This is a genomic window from Sulfobacillus sp. hq2 (genome assembly GCF_002903155.1).
GTDB lineage: Bacteria > Bacillota > Sulfobacillia > Sulfobacillales > Sulfobacillaceae > Sulfobacillus > Sulfobacillus thermotolerans.
The window spans coordinates 209,332-224,441 of sequence record NZ_NWUL01000030.1; the positions used below are offsets into that span (position 1 = coordinate 209,332).

General features: G+C 50.7%; 19 protein-coding genes and 4 tRNA genes. 8 read left to right on the top strand and 15 right to left on the bottom strand.

Annotation, left to right across the window (positions count from 1 at the left end; genetic code table 11):
• Nucleotides 1–97: 97 nt before the first annotated feature.
• Nucleotides 98–457, top strand: a complete 360-nt coding sequence (locus tag CO251_RS06645; RefSeq protein ID WP_103375013.1) for a hypothetical protein — start codon at nucleotides 98–100, stop codon at nucleotides 455–457.
• Between the two features lie 47 nt (nucleotides 458–504).
• On the opposite strand, the gene cbbX is transcribed toward CO251_RS06645, so the two are convergent.
• Complete coding sequence (gene cbbX, locus CO251_RS06650) at nucleotides 505–1,449, bottom strand: CbbX protein (protein ID WP_242968366.1); 945 nt, start codon at nucleotides 1,447–1,449, stop codon at nucleotides 505–507.
• A gap of 24 nt (nucleotides 1,450–1,473) precedes the next feature.
• Entirely contained in the window at nucleotides 1,474–2,157 is a 684-nt protein-coding gene (gene rpe / locus CO251_RS06655; protein WP_103375014.1) for a ribulose-phosphate 3-epimerase, read from the bottom strand.
• Nucleotides 2,158–2,384: 227 nt separating this feature from the next.
• Here rpe and CO251_RS06660 point away from each other — a divergent pair, with 227 nt between their 5' ends.
• Complete coding sequence (locus CO251_RS06660; RefSeq protein WP_103375015.1) at nucleotides 2,385–2,759, top strand: hypothetical protein; 375 nt, start codon at nucleotides 2,385–2,387, stop codon at nucleotides 2,757–2,759.
• 3 nt (nucleotides 2,760–2,762) lie between these two features.
• On the opposite strand, the gene CO251_RS06665 is transcribed toward CO251_RS06660, so the two are convergent.
• Nucleotides 2,763–3,116, bottom strand: a complete 354-nt coding sequence (locus CO251_RS06665; RefSeq protein ID WP_103375016.1) for a hypothetical protein — start codon at nucleotides 3,114–3,116, stop codon at nucleotides 2,763–2,765.
• Between the two features lie 183 nt (nucleotides 3,117–3,299).
• Here CO251_RS06665 and CO251_RS06670 point away from each other — a divergent pair, with 183 nt between their 5' ends.
• Nucleotides 3,300–3,782 (top strand): c-type cytochrome, encoded by a 483-nt coding sequence (locus CO251_RS06670; protein WP_103375017.1) that lies wholly within the window; start codon nucleotides 3,300–3,302, stop codon nucleotides 3,780–3,782.
• A gap of 45 nt (nucleotides 3,783–3,827) precedes the next feature.
• On the opposite strand, the gene CO251_RS06675 is transcribed toward CO251_RS06670, so the two are convergent.
• From CO251_RS06675 to CO251_RS06710, 8 genes are all read right to left on the bottom strand, one after another.
• Nucleotides 3,828–4,664 (bottom strand): hypothetical protein, encoded by an 837-nt coding sequence (locus CO251_RS06675; RefSeq protein ID WP_103375018.1) that lies wholly within the window; start codon nucleotides 4,662–4,664, stop codon nucleotides 3,828–3,830.
• Nucleotides 4,664–4,870, bottom strand: coding sequence for a hypothetical protein (locus CO251_RS06680; protein WP_103375019.1), 207 nt, complete (start codon nucleotides 4,868–4,870; stop codon nucleotides 4,664–4,666). The genes CO251_RS06675 and CO251_RS06680 overlap by 1 nt, the downstream gene beginning before the upstream one ends.
• Before the next feature lie 41 nt (nucleotides 4,871–4,911).
• Nucleotides 4,912–5,457 carry a cytochrome C oxidase subunit III gene (locus CO251_RS06685; RefSeq protein ID WP_103375020.1) on the bottom strand — a complete coding sequence of 182 codons (546 nt, stop codon included), beginning with the start codon at nucleotides 5,455–5,457 and terminating at the stop codon, nucleotides 4,912–4,914.
• Between the two features lie 24 nt (nucleotides 5,458–5,481).
• The gene (locus CO251_RS06690) at nucleotides 5,482–7,353 is read right to left on the bottom strand and encodes a cbb3-type cytochrome c oxidase subunit I (protein WP_103375021.1); all 1,872 of its coding nucleotides are present in this window, start codon (nucleotides 7,351–7,353) and stop codon (nucleotides 5,482–5,484) included.
• A gap of 38 nt (nucleotides 7,354–7,391) precedes the next feature.
• Nucleotides 7,392–8,210, bottom strand: coding sequence for a cytochrome c oxidase subunit II (locus tag CO251_RS06695; RefSeq protein WP_103375022.1), 819 nt, complete (start codon nucleotides 8,208–8,210; stop codon nucleotides 7,392–7,394).
• 39 nt (nucleotides 8,211–8,249) lie between these two features.
• Nucleotides 8,250–8,882, bottom strand: a complete 633-nt coding sequence (locus tag CO251_RS06700) for a hypothetical protein (protein ID WP_242968369.1) — start codon at nucleotides 8,880–8,882, stop codon at nucleotides 8,250–8,252.
• A 39-nt stretch (nucleotides 8,883–8,921) separates the two neighbouring features.
• Nucleotides 8,922–9,230 (bottom strand): hypothetical protein, encoded by a 309-nt coding sequence (locus CO251_RS06705; RefSeq protein WP_103375024.1) that lies wholly within the window; start codon nucleotides 9,228–9,230, stop codon nucleotides 8,922–8,924.
• 191 nt (nucleotides 9,231–9,421) lie between these two features.
• Complete coding sequence (locus tag CO251_RS06710) at nucleotides 9,422–10,198, bottom strand: site-specific DNA-methyltransferase (RefSeq protein ID WP_242968372.1); 777 nt, start codon at nucleotides 10,196–10,198, stop codon at nucleotides 9,422–9,424.
• Between the two features lie 51 nt (nucleotides 10,199–10,249).
• Here CO251_RS06710 and CO251_RS06715 point away from each other — a divergent pair, with 51 nt between their 5' ends.
• Complete coding sequence (locus CO251_RS06715) at nucleotides 10,250–10,645, top strand: YidH family protein (protein ID WP_146039005.1); 396 nt, start codon at nucleotides 10,250–10,252, stop codon at nucleotides 10,643–10,645.
• A gap of 1 nt (nucleotide 10,646) precedes the next feature.
• On the opposite strand, the gene CO251_RS06720 is transcribed toward CO251_RS06715, so the two are convergent.
• The 3 genes from CO251_RS06720 to CO251_RS06730 form a co-directional block, all read right to left on the bottom strand.
• Nucleotides 10,647–10,722 (bottom strand) — tRNA-Thr (locus tag CO251_RS06720).
• A gap of 2 nt (nucleotides 10,723–10,724) precedes the next feature.
• Nucleotides 10,725–10,801, bottom strand: a tRNA-Met gene (locus CO251_RS06725).
• A gap of 1 nt (nucleotide 10,802) precedes the next feature.
• A tRNA-Tyr gene (locus CO251_RS06730) sits at nucleotides 10,803–10,888 on the bottom strand.
• 268 nt (nucleotides 10,889–11,156) lie between these two features.
• On the opposite strand from CO251_RS06730, the gene CO251_RS06735 reads away from it, so the two are divergent.
• Nucleotides 11,157–11,450, top strand: coding sequence for a winged helix-turn-helix domain-containing protein (locus CO251_RS06735; protein WP_103375027.1), 294 nt, complete (start codon nucleotides 11,157–11,159; stop codon nucleotides 11,448–11,450).
• Nucleotides 11,451–11,658: 208 nt separating this feature from the next.
• Nucleotides 11,659–12,624 (top strand): hypothetical protein, encoded by a 966-nt coding sequence (locus CO251_RS06740; RefSeq protein ID WP_146039006.1) that lies wholly within the window; start codon nucleotides 11,659–11,661, stop codon nucleotides 12,622–12,624.
• 46 nt (nucleotides 12,625–12,670) lie between these two features.
• Here the strand turns inward: CO251_RS06740 and CO251_RS06745 are convergent.
• A tRNA-Thr gene (locus tag CO251_RS06745) sits at nucleotides 12,671–12,746 on the bottom strand.
• 231 nt (nucleotides 12,747–12,977) lie between these two features.
• On the opposite strand from CO251_RS06745, the gene CO251_RS06750 reads away from it, so the two are divergent.
• Both CO251_RS06750 and CO251_RS06755 read left to right on the top strand, forming a co-directional pair.
• On the top strand, nucleotides 12,978–13,970 hold the full coding sequence (locus CO251_RS06750) for a MoxR family ATPase (RefSeq protein WP_242968374.1): 993 nt from the start codon (nucleotides 12,978–12,980) through the stop codon (nucleotides 13,968–13,970).
• Nucleotides 13,967–15,100, top strand: a complete 1,134-nt coding sequence (locus CO251_RS06755) for a DUF58 domain-containing protein (protein WP_103375029.1) — start codon at nucleotides 13,967–13,969, stop codon at nucleotides 15,098–15,100. The genes CO251_RS06750 and CO251_RS06755 overlap by 4 nt, the downstream gene beginning before the upstream one ends.
• Nucleotides 15,101–15,110 lie beyond the last annotated feature (10 nt).

Sequence of the window (15,110 nt, forward strand, 5' to 3'; positions counted from 1 at the left end):
CAGGCTACGTTCCTTCAACCGACAGATGTTGATGACACCTCCAAAGAGGTTGGCATACAATAATAGGAAAATCATACCCATTAAGGAAGGATGTCCTATGCCGCTTAGCACCGACGACCTTCGCACCTTTTTACACTCCGCTCGTGCCCTAGGTCCAGAATATGATGAGGAATGGATTGAGCAGGTCCGCACAGCTATGCAACGCGCCGACATCGATGCCGGTCTGTCCACATTTGCCCAACTATCCCCTGCCCAACAGCGCCGATGGCTCCGCCAAGCGCGCCGCATCGCACAACGCCCGCATCCTTGGGCCTTGGTGGCTGTGGTCTTCGCCACAATGGCATTTTCAATCCCACTGCTGGCGATTGGCGGGATGTTTGGCCAGCTCCCAGGGATTCTTGCGGTGTTGAGTTTGGATGTATTGGCTATGGCCACATTATGGTGGGTTAGTCGATAAAAACCCGGTCGAGAATCTCCTAAGAGATCCCGACCGGCTCATTACCTTTATCCTTGGTCAGGAACGCCTTGGCTAAAGACGCGACTTGCAAGGATGTCTTCTGCCTCAATGGTTATCAAATCGTCTTTTTGCACGCGGCCCCCTTTTGCGAATAGCCGATTGGCCTGCCGTAGTCGTGCTCGATCTAATGCATTGCGGATACTGCGGGCGTTCGCAAAGTTCGGCATCTGCATGCGCTTTTCTAAGTACGAACGAAAGGCGGTGCGCGCATCTGGGCTGAGACGATAATGCTGCTCAGCCAGCATCAGTTCGGCTATGAGCAACAATTCATCCGCAGAGTAATCTGGAAAATCGATATGGTGAGCAATCCGTGACCGCATGCCAGGATTGGATTTAAAAAATCGGTCCATCCGATCTTTATATCCCGCCAGAATAACGACGAGATCATCTCGTTGATTCTCCATCACTTGTAGAAGAATCTCAATGGTTTCTTGCCCGTAATCTCGTTCATTCTCTTCGCGATAAAGATAATAGGCTTCGTCAATAAAAAGCACGCCGCCCATAGCCCGTTTCAGGACTTCTTTTGTTTTCGGCGCAGTATGTCCAATATACTGTCCAACGAGGTCATCGCGGGTCACCGCGACCATGTGACCTTTGCGCACATATCCCAAGCGGTGTAGGATTTCCGCCATGCGCATGGCCACGGTGGTTTTCCCTGTTCCCGGGTTGCCTGTAAAAGACATGTGTAAAGAAGGCGTTTGCGATGATAATTCCAATTGGCGACGCATCTTATCGACGAGAAGAAGCGCAGCAATTTCACGAATCCTGGTCTTCACGGGAACGAGGCCAACTAATTCCTTGTCCAATTGCGCTAAAATGTCAAGGACTTTTGTCTCACCTAAGACGGTGTCGAAATCCATTGACGCTTCGACTTCGGTACTCTGCGGCACTAAATCCATCGTCATTGCGCGTGTTTGGGCCCAGTTGCCCAAGATCCACGCTCCCTCCTCCCTGTTCTATCGCGTCGTGTTTAATCCGTCTTGCGCATGTTCTTGAATTTGTTGAATAGCTGCCCGCCGGTCGGATTGGCCAAAAATCGCGCTGCCCACCACCAAGATCTCAGCACCCGCGCGAGTGACCTCCCGTGCCGTTTCGGCATTGATTCCACCATCGACTTCAATCGCAATTTCGGGGTATCCCGCATCATCTAGCTTTTTGCGGAGCGCTTCCACCTTGGCCGTCATGGCCGGAATATAACGCTGCCCCCCAAATCCGGGATTAACAGTCATCACTAATACATAGTCAAGATCTTTTAATACATAATCCACCGCATTAGTGGGCGTTGAGGGCGTAAGAGCTAACCCAGCCTTTTTCCCTGCCGAACGAATCATGTCCAGAGCCCTTTGCACATGCGGTGTGGCCTCATAATGAAGAGAAATGCTGTCTGCGCCCGCCTTTAAAAAGTCGGGAATATATTGTTCAGGACGCACAATCATTAAGTGCACATCAAGATGTGCCGATGTTTCAGGACGCAAGGATTCTACGATGATGGGGCCCATAGTGATATTAGGCACAAACTGCCCATCCATGACATCAATATGAATCCAGTCAGCCCCTCCCGCTAGGACTTCTTGAACCTCAGCGCCTAGGCGAGAAAAATTTGCCGATAAAATCGATGGAGCAATTAACGCCCGTTTCATCGCAGCCTCCTTTTTCTCAGTTGCTGAAGCATACACAGCAACCTTGTGAATTTTCTCACTAATTATCGGTCAATTGGCTGTCTCTGTCAAGAGTGTCGACGGTCAATTACTGTTACAATCCCGTCAATCCCCACTTTCTTTGGCTGACTGCCGCACGTTGTTCTACGGTCTATAGTTCATTGCATAAGGTAAAGCAATGTTGTCCATCAGCTAAGGAGGCGGGTTTAATGCATATTCTCAGGCATTTACATCCTGCCATCATCCATTTCCCAATTGTGTTGTTTCTTTTAGCGGCTTCCGCTCGGATTTTCAGCAAAAAAGTCCCCGCACCACTCATTCAATTGCTGCTGTTGTTCAGCATCGCCGCGGGATTTTTAGCCCTTATAACTGGACTCTTAGCTGCTGGCCCTTTGACATGGGCTACGTTGCCCAACCTCTTGCGGCTACACATGATCTTAGCTCTAACCTGGTGGATCTTGGCCTGTTACCTTTATTTCACCTTTGCCAAGGACACCTGGGTCTCCCTCACGATCTGGCTTTTCGCCTCTGTCCTTCTCCTAGCCACCGCCACCTTGGGCGGGGCCATGGTGCATGGCTGGTAAGTATTAATGTGCTTTTTGATAGGCCCACCCTAAAATGGCGTCAGCAGCCCCCACAATCAACCCAATAGCAATGGAGTCGAATACATACGCAAAAGTATGAACGATGGGGTAGACAAAATGCGTAAAATAAATGCTCACGATGGTTGTCGTGACAATAAATCCCACAAAAGAACGCCCTGGAGGCGACAAATATCCCCCAAAAACCTCGTCCGCCAAGTAGCCAATCCCACCAACTAACGCGGCAATCATCAATGCCTCCCCTAGGGTAATGGCGGGAAACAAACTTAAGGTATAGCGAAAGATTTCGAGCAGCAACAAGGTGATCACAAAACGCGAAATGGCACCTTTCCAGTTCATCGTAAGCCTCCTCCACTCCAATGATCTCTGCTCTAGTGTGAGTCGACAGCCTTGTCTTTATGCCGCCACCGTAGGTGGTATAGGCAAAATTTTTAGGGACACGATAGGCATGAGAGGACTCTAATCGCAGTTTTCGTTTTCACAAGCAACAGCAATGAGTTTTTCTAAGGAGGCTATAACAGGGTGGAAAAGTATAAACTTTGGGGTACCGCAGCACTCGCTATGACTATTCTCGCTGGCGGCTGCGGTTTGTACGGAGGAGCGGGCCCCAATAACAATGTGCCTCGCGGTGCCAAAGGTCAACAACCTTATGGGGTCAGCGATATTAACAACACGCAAAACCCCGCCTTAGATCATAAAGCCAACCGCACACGACTCAAAAAGGTCGTAGCCGACAGCAAAATTCCCCCATCTCAAGCCGCAATTCAAGCAGGCTCGGTTGTTTTTGCTCGGGATTGCGCGTCATGTCACGGCAACCAAGGCATTGGCACCACAGGCGCTCCGCGGCTTGCCGCGCCGAGTGGCGTCGTATCTACATTTGATAATGAGGCTCGTCTTAAAACCTTCATTGCGCTTCATATGCCTGCCAATCATCCAGGAACTTTGAGCGCGAAAGATGCTATTAATGTCTCCCAGTACGTTTGGCACATTGCCAAAGGCAAATAATGCAAAGCAAAAAAGGCTAGGATTCTGGCCTAGCCTTTTTCTTTTTTAATGTACGTAATATAAGGCCAAACAAATGAAAACCGACCCCAAATAGATCCACGACAACATACGCTGCCACGGTCTGATCATCCGATGCGAAAAGGCAACACTTGAGCCGATACCTAATACATACATCAGCCCCAAGAGAAAAACCCACAGCAAATAAAGAGTTGGCAACCGGTCCACGTAAAAAGGAACTAAAGCCAAAAGCGCCGTAACTTCCCCCCCTATCAGCGTTTGCGTTTTTAACCGCTCCTCGCGCGAGGGATACGTCGCCTGCTGCCGTCGAGACTCGTAAACATAGGACAACCATTGGTCCCCACGGATATCCGCCCAGACCCAACCCATAACAAAGATCCCCATGATCGCAGCATCCTTCACATCAAACCCATGAGGACTCAAACTCATCCCGACCGCCAGACTCCCGATCCCTGCCACCCAAGTAAAGGCCCTCAACGACAGATAACCTGCCCGTGCTTCTACCACCCGCCATAACCCAATGGCATCAAAGGCCAAGAGACTGAAATGGGCGGTATGATAGCTCATATGACTCAGCCAGACATACGAAATACTTTGAATCCCCATGGCCCATACCATACGCAACGCCATAGCGATGATAGGTCCTCGCGTCATGGACGCCACAAGGGCCATGCTCCACAACGACAATCCCCATCCACTGCTTGCCGCAGCCAAGGTTCCCCCATCTGGCCACGCATGATTGGCTGCGATAAGAGCACAGCCACTGGTCATGGTGAAAACCGCTATGCGTATCCATGAAGACTGAATAAGGCCCGCCTCATAGGACGAGGCAGGCCTTTTCACTACAGGCCGTTCCACCTCCATCAGGTTCTCCGGATCGATGACGGATCTTTAGGCGGCTTCGGCTTCGGGTCATCATACTCTTCATCGACACGCAATGCGACTTTGCGAAATGCTAACAAGAGAACTGTCATAATGATGATTTGAAACATCCACCAAAATGGATCCCACCAGTGCGCCATCCCGGGACTATACGGAATGCGCACGGGTAATTGGGGGAAAAAACCCATTGTTTATGTCCCTCCTTTAGGCTATTACAAAATCCCGTAGCTTAAATCCAGTACAGGAACAAGTACGACAAAAATCCTGCAACCATTTGAAAAATCCAGAAGTACTCAGCGGCTTCCGCATCCCAGTGATAATGGGCGGTAAACTGCACACGTGCGGCACGGAAACTAATGGCCACAAGGACAAAAATCCCTATGAGCTCATAAAATCCTGACACGCCGCTTAAGGTGTAGTACACTTCGCCATAGCGTGTCCCGGGCGGGATAAAGCGAGTTCCCCATTGGTACGCCAGCAACACCAACTGCGCGCCGCCTATTACGGCGGCCCGCCGAAATCCTTGGATCATGGCCATCAAGTGGCCTGCGCGAATGGCCTGCAAAGCCCGCCACGCAATGAGTCCGGACAGCAACCCGAAAAATGCTTCGATTGATCCGAGCCACTTGCTAGCTACCGGGCTCACATAGTACCCATCAAACATATACCAATCGGCAAATATGAGAATGAAAGGCACCGATTGGCTTACGAGGAAGATACGAAACCCCCACCGATAAGCGGCGATTTCTCGGTCTTTTGCATAGGTTACAGCCATTAGTCTGCTCCTTTTTGTGTTGGGCTACTCGGCAGGTTCCGGATTTTTCACCAAGTATGCCGAGGGTTCATCATGGTCATAGCGGTAAAATCCGCGCACGACTTCGACTTCTCCATCGAAGTTGTCATCAGGAGGAGGAGAGGTGGTCAACCATTCAAGAGTTCGCGCATGCCATGGATTTTCAGGTGATTTGGGGCCTTTTACCCAAGCCCACCAAATGTGTATAGCGTTGGCGATGAAGCCTGCTCCTAAAAAGAAGGCAAACAGCGATACAGAGTAATTCAGGGGTTTTAAATAGGGTGGATAAGCGGGCACCCAACGGTTCATGCCATCGAGCCCTAGCAAAAACATCTGACTAAAGGTCCCGTTGAATCCAATAAAGATCCACAGGGCGAGCCACTTTCCTAGGGTGTCATTAAACATTCGACCCGATAGCTTGGGCAGCCAGTAATACATCGCCGCGACCCACGTGAAAATCGCGCCCCCAATAATCGTATAGTGAAAATGGGCAATAACAAAGAACGTGTCGTGGACCTGAAGATTTACCGGAGGGTCCGCCAAATACACGCCGGTCAACCCGCCAATGACAAAGTTGAAAATCGCCATCAACACCAATAGCGTTGGCGTGGTAAAGCGAAGGCGCGCCCGCCATAAGGTCCCAATAGCCGCCATAAACGAAAAGCCGGTGGGGATGGAAATCATCTCACTGAAAAACGAGAAGGGAAACATCTCACTGTTGCGCATGTTGGTGAAAATGTGATGTGCCCATACCAAGCCACTCAGCATCATGACAAAAATCAAACCAATAATGGCCCAGTCGCGGGCAAAGAGGTTTTTCTGTGCCATAACCGGAATGATTTCATTCCACAATGCGAAGGCTGGCAACACGATAATATAGACCTCAGGATGGCCGAAGAGCCAAAACATGCTGAGATAGGTCAACGGACTGCCTAAAGCATCAAAAAAATGAAAGGGAATCAGTTTGTCCAAGAGCGCCATGACAAAGGTCATTTCGATTTCCGGCTGCCAAATCAGATTCAACAAAGAGACGGTCAAGATTCCCCATACAAAAAGCGGTAAACGAGCCCACGTCATTCCTCGCGCGCGGTGAAAGATAATCGTCGCCGCCAAGTTCAGCGAAGCAATAATGGTCGACAGGGTCATAGCAAAGATTCCCAAGTAATAAAACACCATGCCTCCGGGATCTTGACTCGCCAAGGGTTCGTAGCCTCGCCAACCGGTATCCCAATATCCTAAGAGAGGACTGGCGATAAGTGTCAACGCTCCCGCCGGCAAAAGCCAATGGCCGATCCCAGACAGCCTTGAGAATACAGTCTCTTTGGCGCCAATCATTAATGGCACAAAGTAGTTGCCCAGCCCTGAAATCAAGACCACCGTGCCCACTCCAAACATCATGAGCGACCCGTGAACACCGACCGCCGTCAAATACTGTCCCGTATAGGTGAAGAAGTGCATCGACGGCTGCATCAACTCGTAACGAATCGCCATCGCATCCATCCCCGCTATAAAAAAGATGGAGCTCGAAGTCACAAGATATTGGAGACCAATCACTTTGTGATTGGTGCTAAGACCAAAATACTTGCGCCAATTCTTCGGTTCCACCCACGTACTCGGAGACCCGAACAACGGCAAGATTACCCCTTCATAGCCTCCCACGCCCATGAGCCACCCGATAAGAGCGCCCACCCATCCCACCACGACAGACGGCTCTGTTACCAAAGGGTGGCCTCTAAACGGGTCGACGGCCACCGTCATCAAGTCGAAAATCGCAAATCCTATCGTGGCCCATACCAGACCCCGAAGGACTGGAGCCATATGCATAACTTTAGGCTGCGGATTATTACGCGCCTCCGCCTGCGTTATTTGCTGTTCCATCAATCAACCTCCTAAGGCATTACTGTCACAACCACCATTTATGATCCGCCCGCAGCCGCCTGTAACTTTTGTTCGTATTTAATCCATTTGGCAAATTGCGCCGCCGTAACCACCGAGACCGGCGATTCCATATAGGGATGCCCCGGTCCACAGACTTCTGCGCATTGCACCCGGACTAATGGACTGGTGTGGTAATTGGCTACGTGTTCAGGAATCAGAAATTCGGTGCGCGTTTCGCCTGGAATCACATCTTCCTTAATGCCAAACGCGGGAATCCAAAAGCTATGAATGACACCCGCATACACGTCATAAGTGTGAAAGGGGTCATACGACCGTAAGAAAAACTCGACCGGTCGGTTGACGGGCAACTCCATTTCATCAAGCCCTTGCGCATTAACCGCTTGGGTCACATGGTATTGGGGATAATTGAACATCCATTCCCACTGCCGCGCTGTCACATTCACAATCAGAGGATGTTGCGCCTTTTCTTTACGCCAGTTCGTAAACATCGCTTCAAGGTCCACTGATGTGGGGTGGAGCCAAAACATAATATTGAGCGCAAAGCTCAGTCCCACCCACGTAAAAATGAACGCGCGATTACGCATCGCCTGGACCTCACTGGGCTTGGGCTCATTATTGGGAGCCCTAAAGCGTACCAGCGCAAATATCGTGACCAGCGCAATGAAGATAAAAATCGGCATCAACCACGAGGACAAAAAGTTGAATGCACTGAGGGCCAAACTTCCCTGGTTAGAGATGGTGTAATAAAACGAATGTGCCCGGTGTGTCCGGAACACCCACTCTCCAACCGCTGTAAGCCCGGCCCAGAGTATGCCAAAGACCACGATGTTTCCCATATAAACCTTCCCTTCTCGCCACTCAGCAAATGACGGTTCTTAGGCCGGGAGAATGTTGATAATCCCTTGCATACCATCCCGATAATGGATAAATTCTTGGACAAAGCATCCGTAATACCAAATCCCCGGCTTATTAGGCACAGTAAACGTCAGCTTAAGACTCCCGTTGGGTTGAATGGTCGGGCTAAAATCTCCCCCGGACTGAATTTGATAGGGTCCTTTGGGTCCGACATACGTTACATGTGCCGTATTCGGCACAAAGTTATCGATCTTATAAGGGTCACTCAATGTCACATCGACGTCTTGCCAAAAATCAATCGCCCACGCATCCGCATCCATCTCACCAAAGGCTTGAAAGTAGTCCATATTTAAATGGCGCCCGATCGTCCATTCATGCCAATGAGTATGGCTTTGATTTTGCAAGGTCACTTCGAGCTTGTCGCCCACCCGCCACGTCATATAATTCGGTACAAAATAATAGTCAAACTGATAGAGATTGATCTTGCCGGACATGACCGGGGACCCAAAGACATCCCGCGCCACATTGACAATCGCTTGTTTGCCAAAGATGGCTGCGGCTGCTGTGGCCGCCAATCCAGCTCCGCCCCAGAGCAGCTGCCTGCGGCTCCAGGTCTGTTCCATAATGCCTGTTGGTTCATGCGGCTGACTCATCGTCATCCCTTCCTTTGTCTTGTAATCTCGCACCTATGGCTACCGAATTTTCACAACGCTCATCGTCTGGTCGGTTTGAGGATTCACGCTCACTCGATAGACGTGCTGGCCCCGCACGACGCGTACCACCAGAACCGGAGTCCCCGCCTGCACAGCGCCATTTAAGGCCACCACCCGTCCACCACCGACGGCATTCATAGCGGCGCTGTCCGCCCGAATAATCACTTTGGATTCAGGCACAGACCATCCATGAGCAGCCTGCACGTATCCGGGCCCCAGTCCTGCGGCCGCGACCGCGAACCCTAATGCGGCCAAAGCCCCGCGCCCCCACAACCATTTCCCTCTCATAACATCTCCTGCCTTTTTCGTTGTTATCACTGGTAATCTGTTCTAACTGACCTGGGGTAACCCGTCCGGTGGTGGTATGTGTTTTTCTGCCATCTTCTATGCAGTCGTCGGTAAAAAGACATAAAAAAACCCCCGCGCTTACGCGCGGGAGCCTCAAATACGGCCGACCTTTCAAGCCACCGCCTCACCGCTCAACGGGTAATCTGAGCCATTCGGCGGCGAATAATGGCGACCGCATCAGGATTGCTATCCCCCAATACAACCGGACGCCCGCGACTTACAGCGGCTACGCCGGTGGTTCCCGAGCCCGCCATAAAATCCCCAACCCATTGGCCTGGCGTCGTCAATAACTCCACAACCCGGTCTAACAATTGCACCGGTTTCTGTGTGGGATAACCAGTCCGTTCTTTGGAGGAAATGGCAATGATGGGCATATCCCAGACACTGTCGATGTAGCGTCCTTGCCGAACGGCCTCGTCAATGTAAATCCGATACGCGTGAGATTGCCCTCGCCCCTTATGACCCCAGATCCACTCGCGACCATTTTCATCGACGTGCACTTGCTGCTTTTTCATGCGTATGTAGTGTTCGCGGCCCCACGGATCAGACAACGGCTGCATCCGTGCCGCCCCACTGCGGGCCCAAATCAACAACACATCATGTTTACTGTTCACCCGTAGGCCCGCCGGAGTCCGGCGGCCGGTATAATGCCAAACAATTTCATTGCGAAAATTCTCATACCCAAAGACTTCGTCGCCGATTACTTTAATGTAATGACTCGCATGATAGTCACAATGTAAGACAAAAAACCCCGTAGGCGCTAAAAGGGGTAGAATAGAGACCATATAAGTCCGGATAAATTCTAAATAAGCCGTGAGGGTGGGCCACCGATCCACAAAGGCCCCTGCATCCGCCTTCTGCACCTTTCCGGAATAAAACGGAGGGTCCGTGTACACGAGTTGCATCATGCCAGAAAACCCTAAACGATCCAACAAGGCGATTTGCTGGAAAAAAGGCGCTTGCATAATCAGATGCGGGATCGGCTCATCAAGGGAGGAGAATATATCATCGCGCACAAACCGGATCCGCGAGAGATTTTGGCGAATGAACGCACCTTTTTGTCGTGGTTGCGTACAGGCATATCGTTGATGGCGTTTGGCTTTGTCGTATCGAAGTTTGATCTTTTTTTGCAAATTACCGCTCACCGTCCTGTGCAAAATGGAGCATTGGGTATGGGTTTAGTCGCAGGCGGTGTCATTATCATGGCTGTTGCTACATGGCAATATCACCGCAACTACATTCGTATTCAGCGCGGTGAAACCCTTACCGACATGAAATTTTCTCTATTGACGGGATTTATTCTCGTAGCAGTGGGAATCGCAGTATTTGTGTATTTGCTAGGAACTGGACAATAAATGGAGCTCACGACCGGATTTGAACCGGTGACCTCGTCCTTACCAAGGACGTGCTCTACCTACTGAGCTACGTGAGCAATGGTTGCGGGGACAGGATTTGAACCTGCGACCTCCGGGTTATGAGCCCGACGAGCTACCAGACTGCTCTACCCCGCGGTGGTGGATGGGGTTGGATTCGAACCAACGTAGGCGTTAGCCAGCGATTTTACAGACCGCCCCCTTTAGCCACTCGGGCACCCATCCGTAAACACATCCATGGTCACTTGCACCAACATCTCCGAGGAAACGCTGTGTAGTACCGGACCGCTTAGTTATTATAACGGCAGTGAGTCAAAAATACAACCCTATTTTGAAGAACCCTAGCCTGGGAATTTCTTTCGCCTGATCTCAGACCTTGTGATCTTTTGACCCTAGCAAGAGATACGCAAAAGCCCTTCACGCTACCGGTAGCGTAGCGGCTCCAATTGGTTTATCATAAAGAAAACTGTTCGGGCAAGGAGGGCGCTTTGAAATGTCTGAGTGGACATTTCTTAACAATCACAGCCAAGTTTTACTGTGCATTGCCCGCAATGGCACAAAAGAACGCTTGACGGCCCGCGAAATTGCTGAAATCGTTGGAATTACCGAACGGGCGGTCCAAAGAATTCTGGAAGACCTGGAATCGGCCGGTTATATTAGCCGTTTTCGCGATGGCCGCAACAATCGCTATGAAATACATCCCGAGCTGCCCATGCGCCATCCAGCGCAGCAGGGGCGGGCGGTCAAAGATCTCCTGGAACTGCTCTCATTACCAGACTGGAAGTAAGGCTTTTGGGCTTGCCCTCGTTTTCGCACCAACGCGCAATAAATTGTATTTAAGATGGGCACACTGACCTCCAACTCTATTAAGTGGAGGCGTGCTCATTGCGATGCGTCTTATCCGAATAGCTATAGCCACTTTGCTCCTATTTATAAATACAGGATGCGGGGACATCATATCCCAACCACCTCCCTTGCCTTCTTTGACAAGTCGTATGAAAGGCATGACAGAGGCCGGTTACACGCCGTTGGTTTTTAACTCGGCTGCTGTTCGCAATGCCGTGAACCATCTTCATCACGACGGAGTAACGTGGCTGGCCATTCAAACCGCTTGGTATCAAAATACCAATAGCTCTACGACGATTTTTCCCAGTGCTAAAAAAACGCCGACAGATGCCAGCGTGTCCCAACTTATTCGCTTAGCCCATCATGACGGCATGCGTGTCTTTTTAAATCCCTTCGTCAATTCTCTCCAAGGCAGTGGATGGCAAGCGCTGTTCCATCCGCGCAATGTGGCACAGTGGTTTAAAAGTTTTGACGTCTATATTGCTCACTATGCTCAGCTAGCTAATGCGGACCATGCTGACCTGTTTGCGATTGGGGACGAATTTGATTCGCTCGATACGGTACCCGCGTATCGTCCTTATTGGCTCCATGCGATTCAGATTGTGCGCCATGATTATCACGGCCCCATCACCTATGGAGCGGATTATCCCAATTATCAAAGCGTCACATTTTGGTCGGCCTTAACAGATGTCGGTGTGGACGCTTACTTCCCTCTCAGCCAAGATCCCCATCCCACGACGTCCGCTTTAGCGGCTAGTTGGAACCGTATAGCCAATCAAATTGAAAATTGGCGGCTGTCCTCTGGGCTCGCCAATAAACCCTTTCTCATCACAGAACTCGGCTATCCTTCCGAAAATGGCGCAGCAGCTACTCCGGGCTCCTGGTTTCCGGATAAGGCTGTAAATTTACGTCTACAGCAACAGCTGTACGAAGCCACTTTTGAAAGCATTTGGCGTAGGCCGTGGCTTAAAGGAATAATGTGGTTTTGGTGGGCTAATCCCTCGAATCCCGATTGGCAAGGCGGGCCACATAATAATGGATACACGCCGCGTGACAAACCGGCGGAATCCGTCCTAAAACAATATTTTAGAAAATCCACGTCTTCTTCGGCATAATTGGTAGGAGCCAATAAAAAAACTCCGGCCATCGCGGAGTGGTTTGTGGAGCTGGCGAAAGGACTTGAACCTTCAACCTACTGATTACAAATCAGTTGCTCTGCCAATTGAGCTACGCCAGCACAAATTGCTCTGCTATTATACCACAACTTTGAGGGTTTCATGACCGTACACATAAATTTTTCATTCAACTTCGTCCTTCCCTTCTTACCTTACCCGCCCTGGGTCCAAGAATTTGCGTGACCCAAGGCGGGTTCGTGACGTTATGCCAAGCGTAGCTCCATCAACTGCGGTATCATTAACATATGAGCGATTATTCGTGGTCACCATGGTAAGAGGAAGGAGCTGTTCTGGTGAGAGAAGCCCCTAAACGCACAAATAATCCGGCAGACGAACCGTTACATCCCGAACTTTTTCGTGTAATTGATAATATGGAACACGTAATCGTCGGAAAACGCACCGTTATCGTAAAATTAGTATGTGCTGTGCTGGCACAAGGCCACGTATTGCTCGATGACGTGCCCGGCGTGGGCAAAACCACGTTAGCTAAGGCCCTAGCAGCCACATTGGACTTACAATATGCTCGCATTCAATTTACTCCCGACTTGCTGCCAACGGATGTCACGGGGGTCAATATTTATAATCCGGCTCAGAATGCCTTTGTGTTTCAACCAGGCCCCGTATTTTCGAACCTCCTTCTCGCGGATGAAATTAACCGAACCTCTCCCCGAACGCAAAGCGCCCTGCTTGAAGTGATGGAGGAAAACCAAGTCACCGTAGACGGCGTCGCCCACCGGCTCGCGCCCCCATTCATGGTCCTTGCTACACAAAACCCGATAGAATATGAGGGAACCTTTCCATTACCCGAAAGCCAACTTGATCGCTTTCTCTTTCGTCTCACATTAGGTTATCCTAGCGTCGAGGAAGAAACTGCTATGCTTGAGCGTGTGGCACACATCCATCCATTAAGCCAATTGCATCCTGTGTTAACCCAAGAACGGTTGATCGCGTTGATTGAGGCCGTGACAGCGGTGCATATGTCAGGTTCCCTCCGTCAGTATATTGCCCAACTCGCCGTCCAAACGAGAGAGCATCCACGCGTCTATTTAGGGATGAGTCCTCGGGCAACGATTTCTTTGCAACGCGCTGCACAGGCATGGGCGTTTCTTCACGGCCGCGACTTTGTTATCCCAGATGACATTCAAAGCCTCCTCCTCGACGTCGCCGCACACCGCATTATCCTGAAAGGGGGCCACCGCCATCAGCAAATTGCCGCGGCGCAAGACGTTTTGCGTGATGTCTTAAAGCAAACGCCCATCCCTGAACCCGAGCGGCGTGAGCGATGAAACCTCTTGTCTGGCGTAGTCTAGTCACAATAGGCATAGCCGTGAGCACTTGGAGCTTTGCCTACTTTCAAGGCGGTTACCTTGCTTACCACATATGGGATACTTTACGAATTTTAGCCGTGCTCATCGTCATCCAATTGCTTTTCCCACTGCGTCATCTTCATGTGGTCCGCCACCTCGAGCCCTCTGAGGTTATGGAGGGTGACACGGTAAGCGTTTCTCTGGTGGTGTCGCTCGATGCCTGGTGGCCGTGGGGATGGGTCTGTGTCTCTGATCCTCTTCCTCTTAGCCTCAAAGCCAATGCTACGCCGCATTTTGTTCTGGCATTATGGCCGCATCGCCGCACAACCGTAATGTATCAATTAGCCAACGTCCGCCGCGGCGTCTATCGATTAGGACAACCCGTAGCCGTTACTGGGGATATCTTTGGATTATGGACGAAATCCCGAATTCTTGATCTCCCGCCCGCTACGCTCGTCGTTTGGCCGAAGACGATTGTCTTACGCAGCTTTGGCGCCATACTGTCTCAGTGGGAAGGAACATCTGAAGCCCCACGCCGTTTTGCCGAAGAATCCAGTCTGTTATTTGGGATTCGGGACTATGTAGCAGGTGACCGTCTTGCCCAAATTCATTGGCGCACCTCGGCACGCACAGGCGCATTCAAAGTCAAGCAATTTGAGCCGATGACCCATCCTCGCATCCGCATCATTTTAGATACATTGTCATCCTTTGACAATGCGGAGCAATGGGAACTTGCCATTCAAGTTGCTGCATCGCTCCTTCATTTATCGGCACGTTATTCCCAAGCCGCGGGGCTATTGTGGATGGGAGAGGGTGACCAACAATTCGCGGTCAACACCGGACAGTCGCATTATCTGTTAATGCAAAACTATTTGGCCTCGTTGCCCGCCATGGACGCCACGGTGCAAGAGACCTCCATGGCCTACATTCCCCTTGACGCCATTCCTCTTTGGATTACAGGCTCAGGAACACATCCGGCGATGACCCCAGATGCCCCCGTATTATTCATCGGCCCAAACGGCGTGTCCCGCCTTGAAGAATTGCCATTTTACCTTGAGAGACCCCTGAATGACGTACAAGCGATTCGATCGGACCCCAAGCCAATTTGACCCGAAGGAG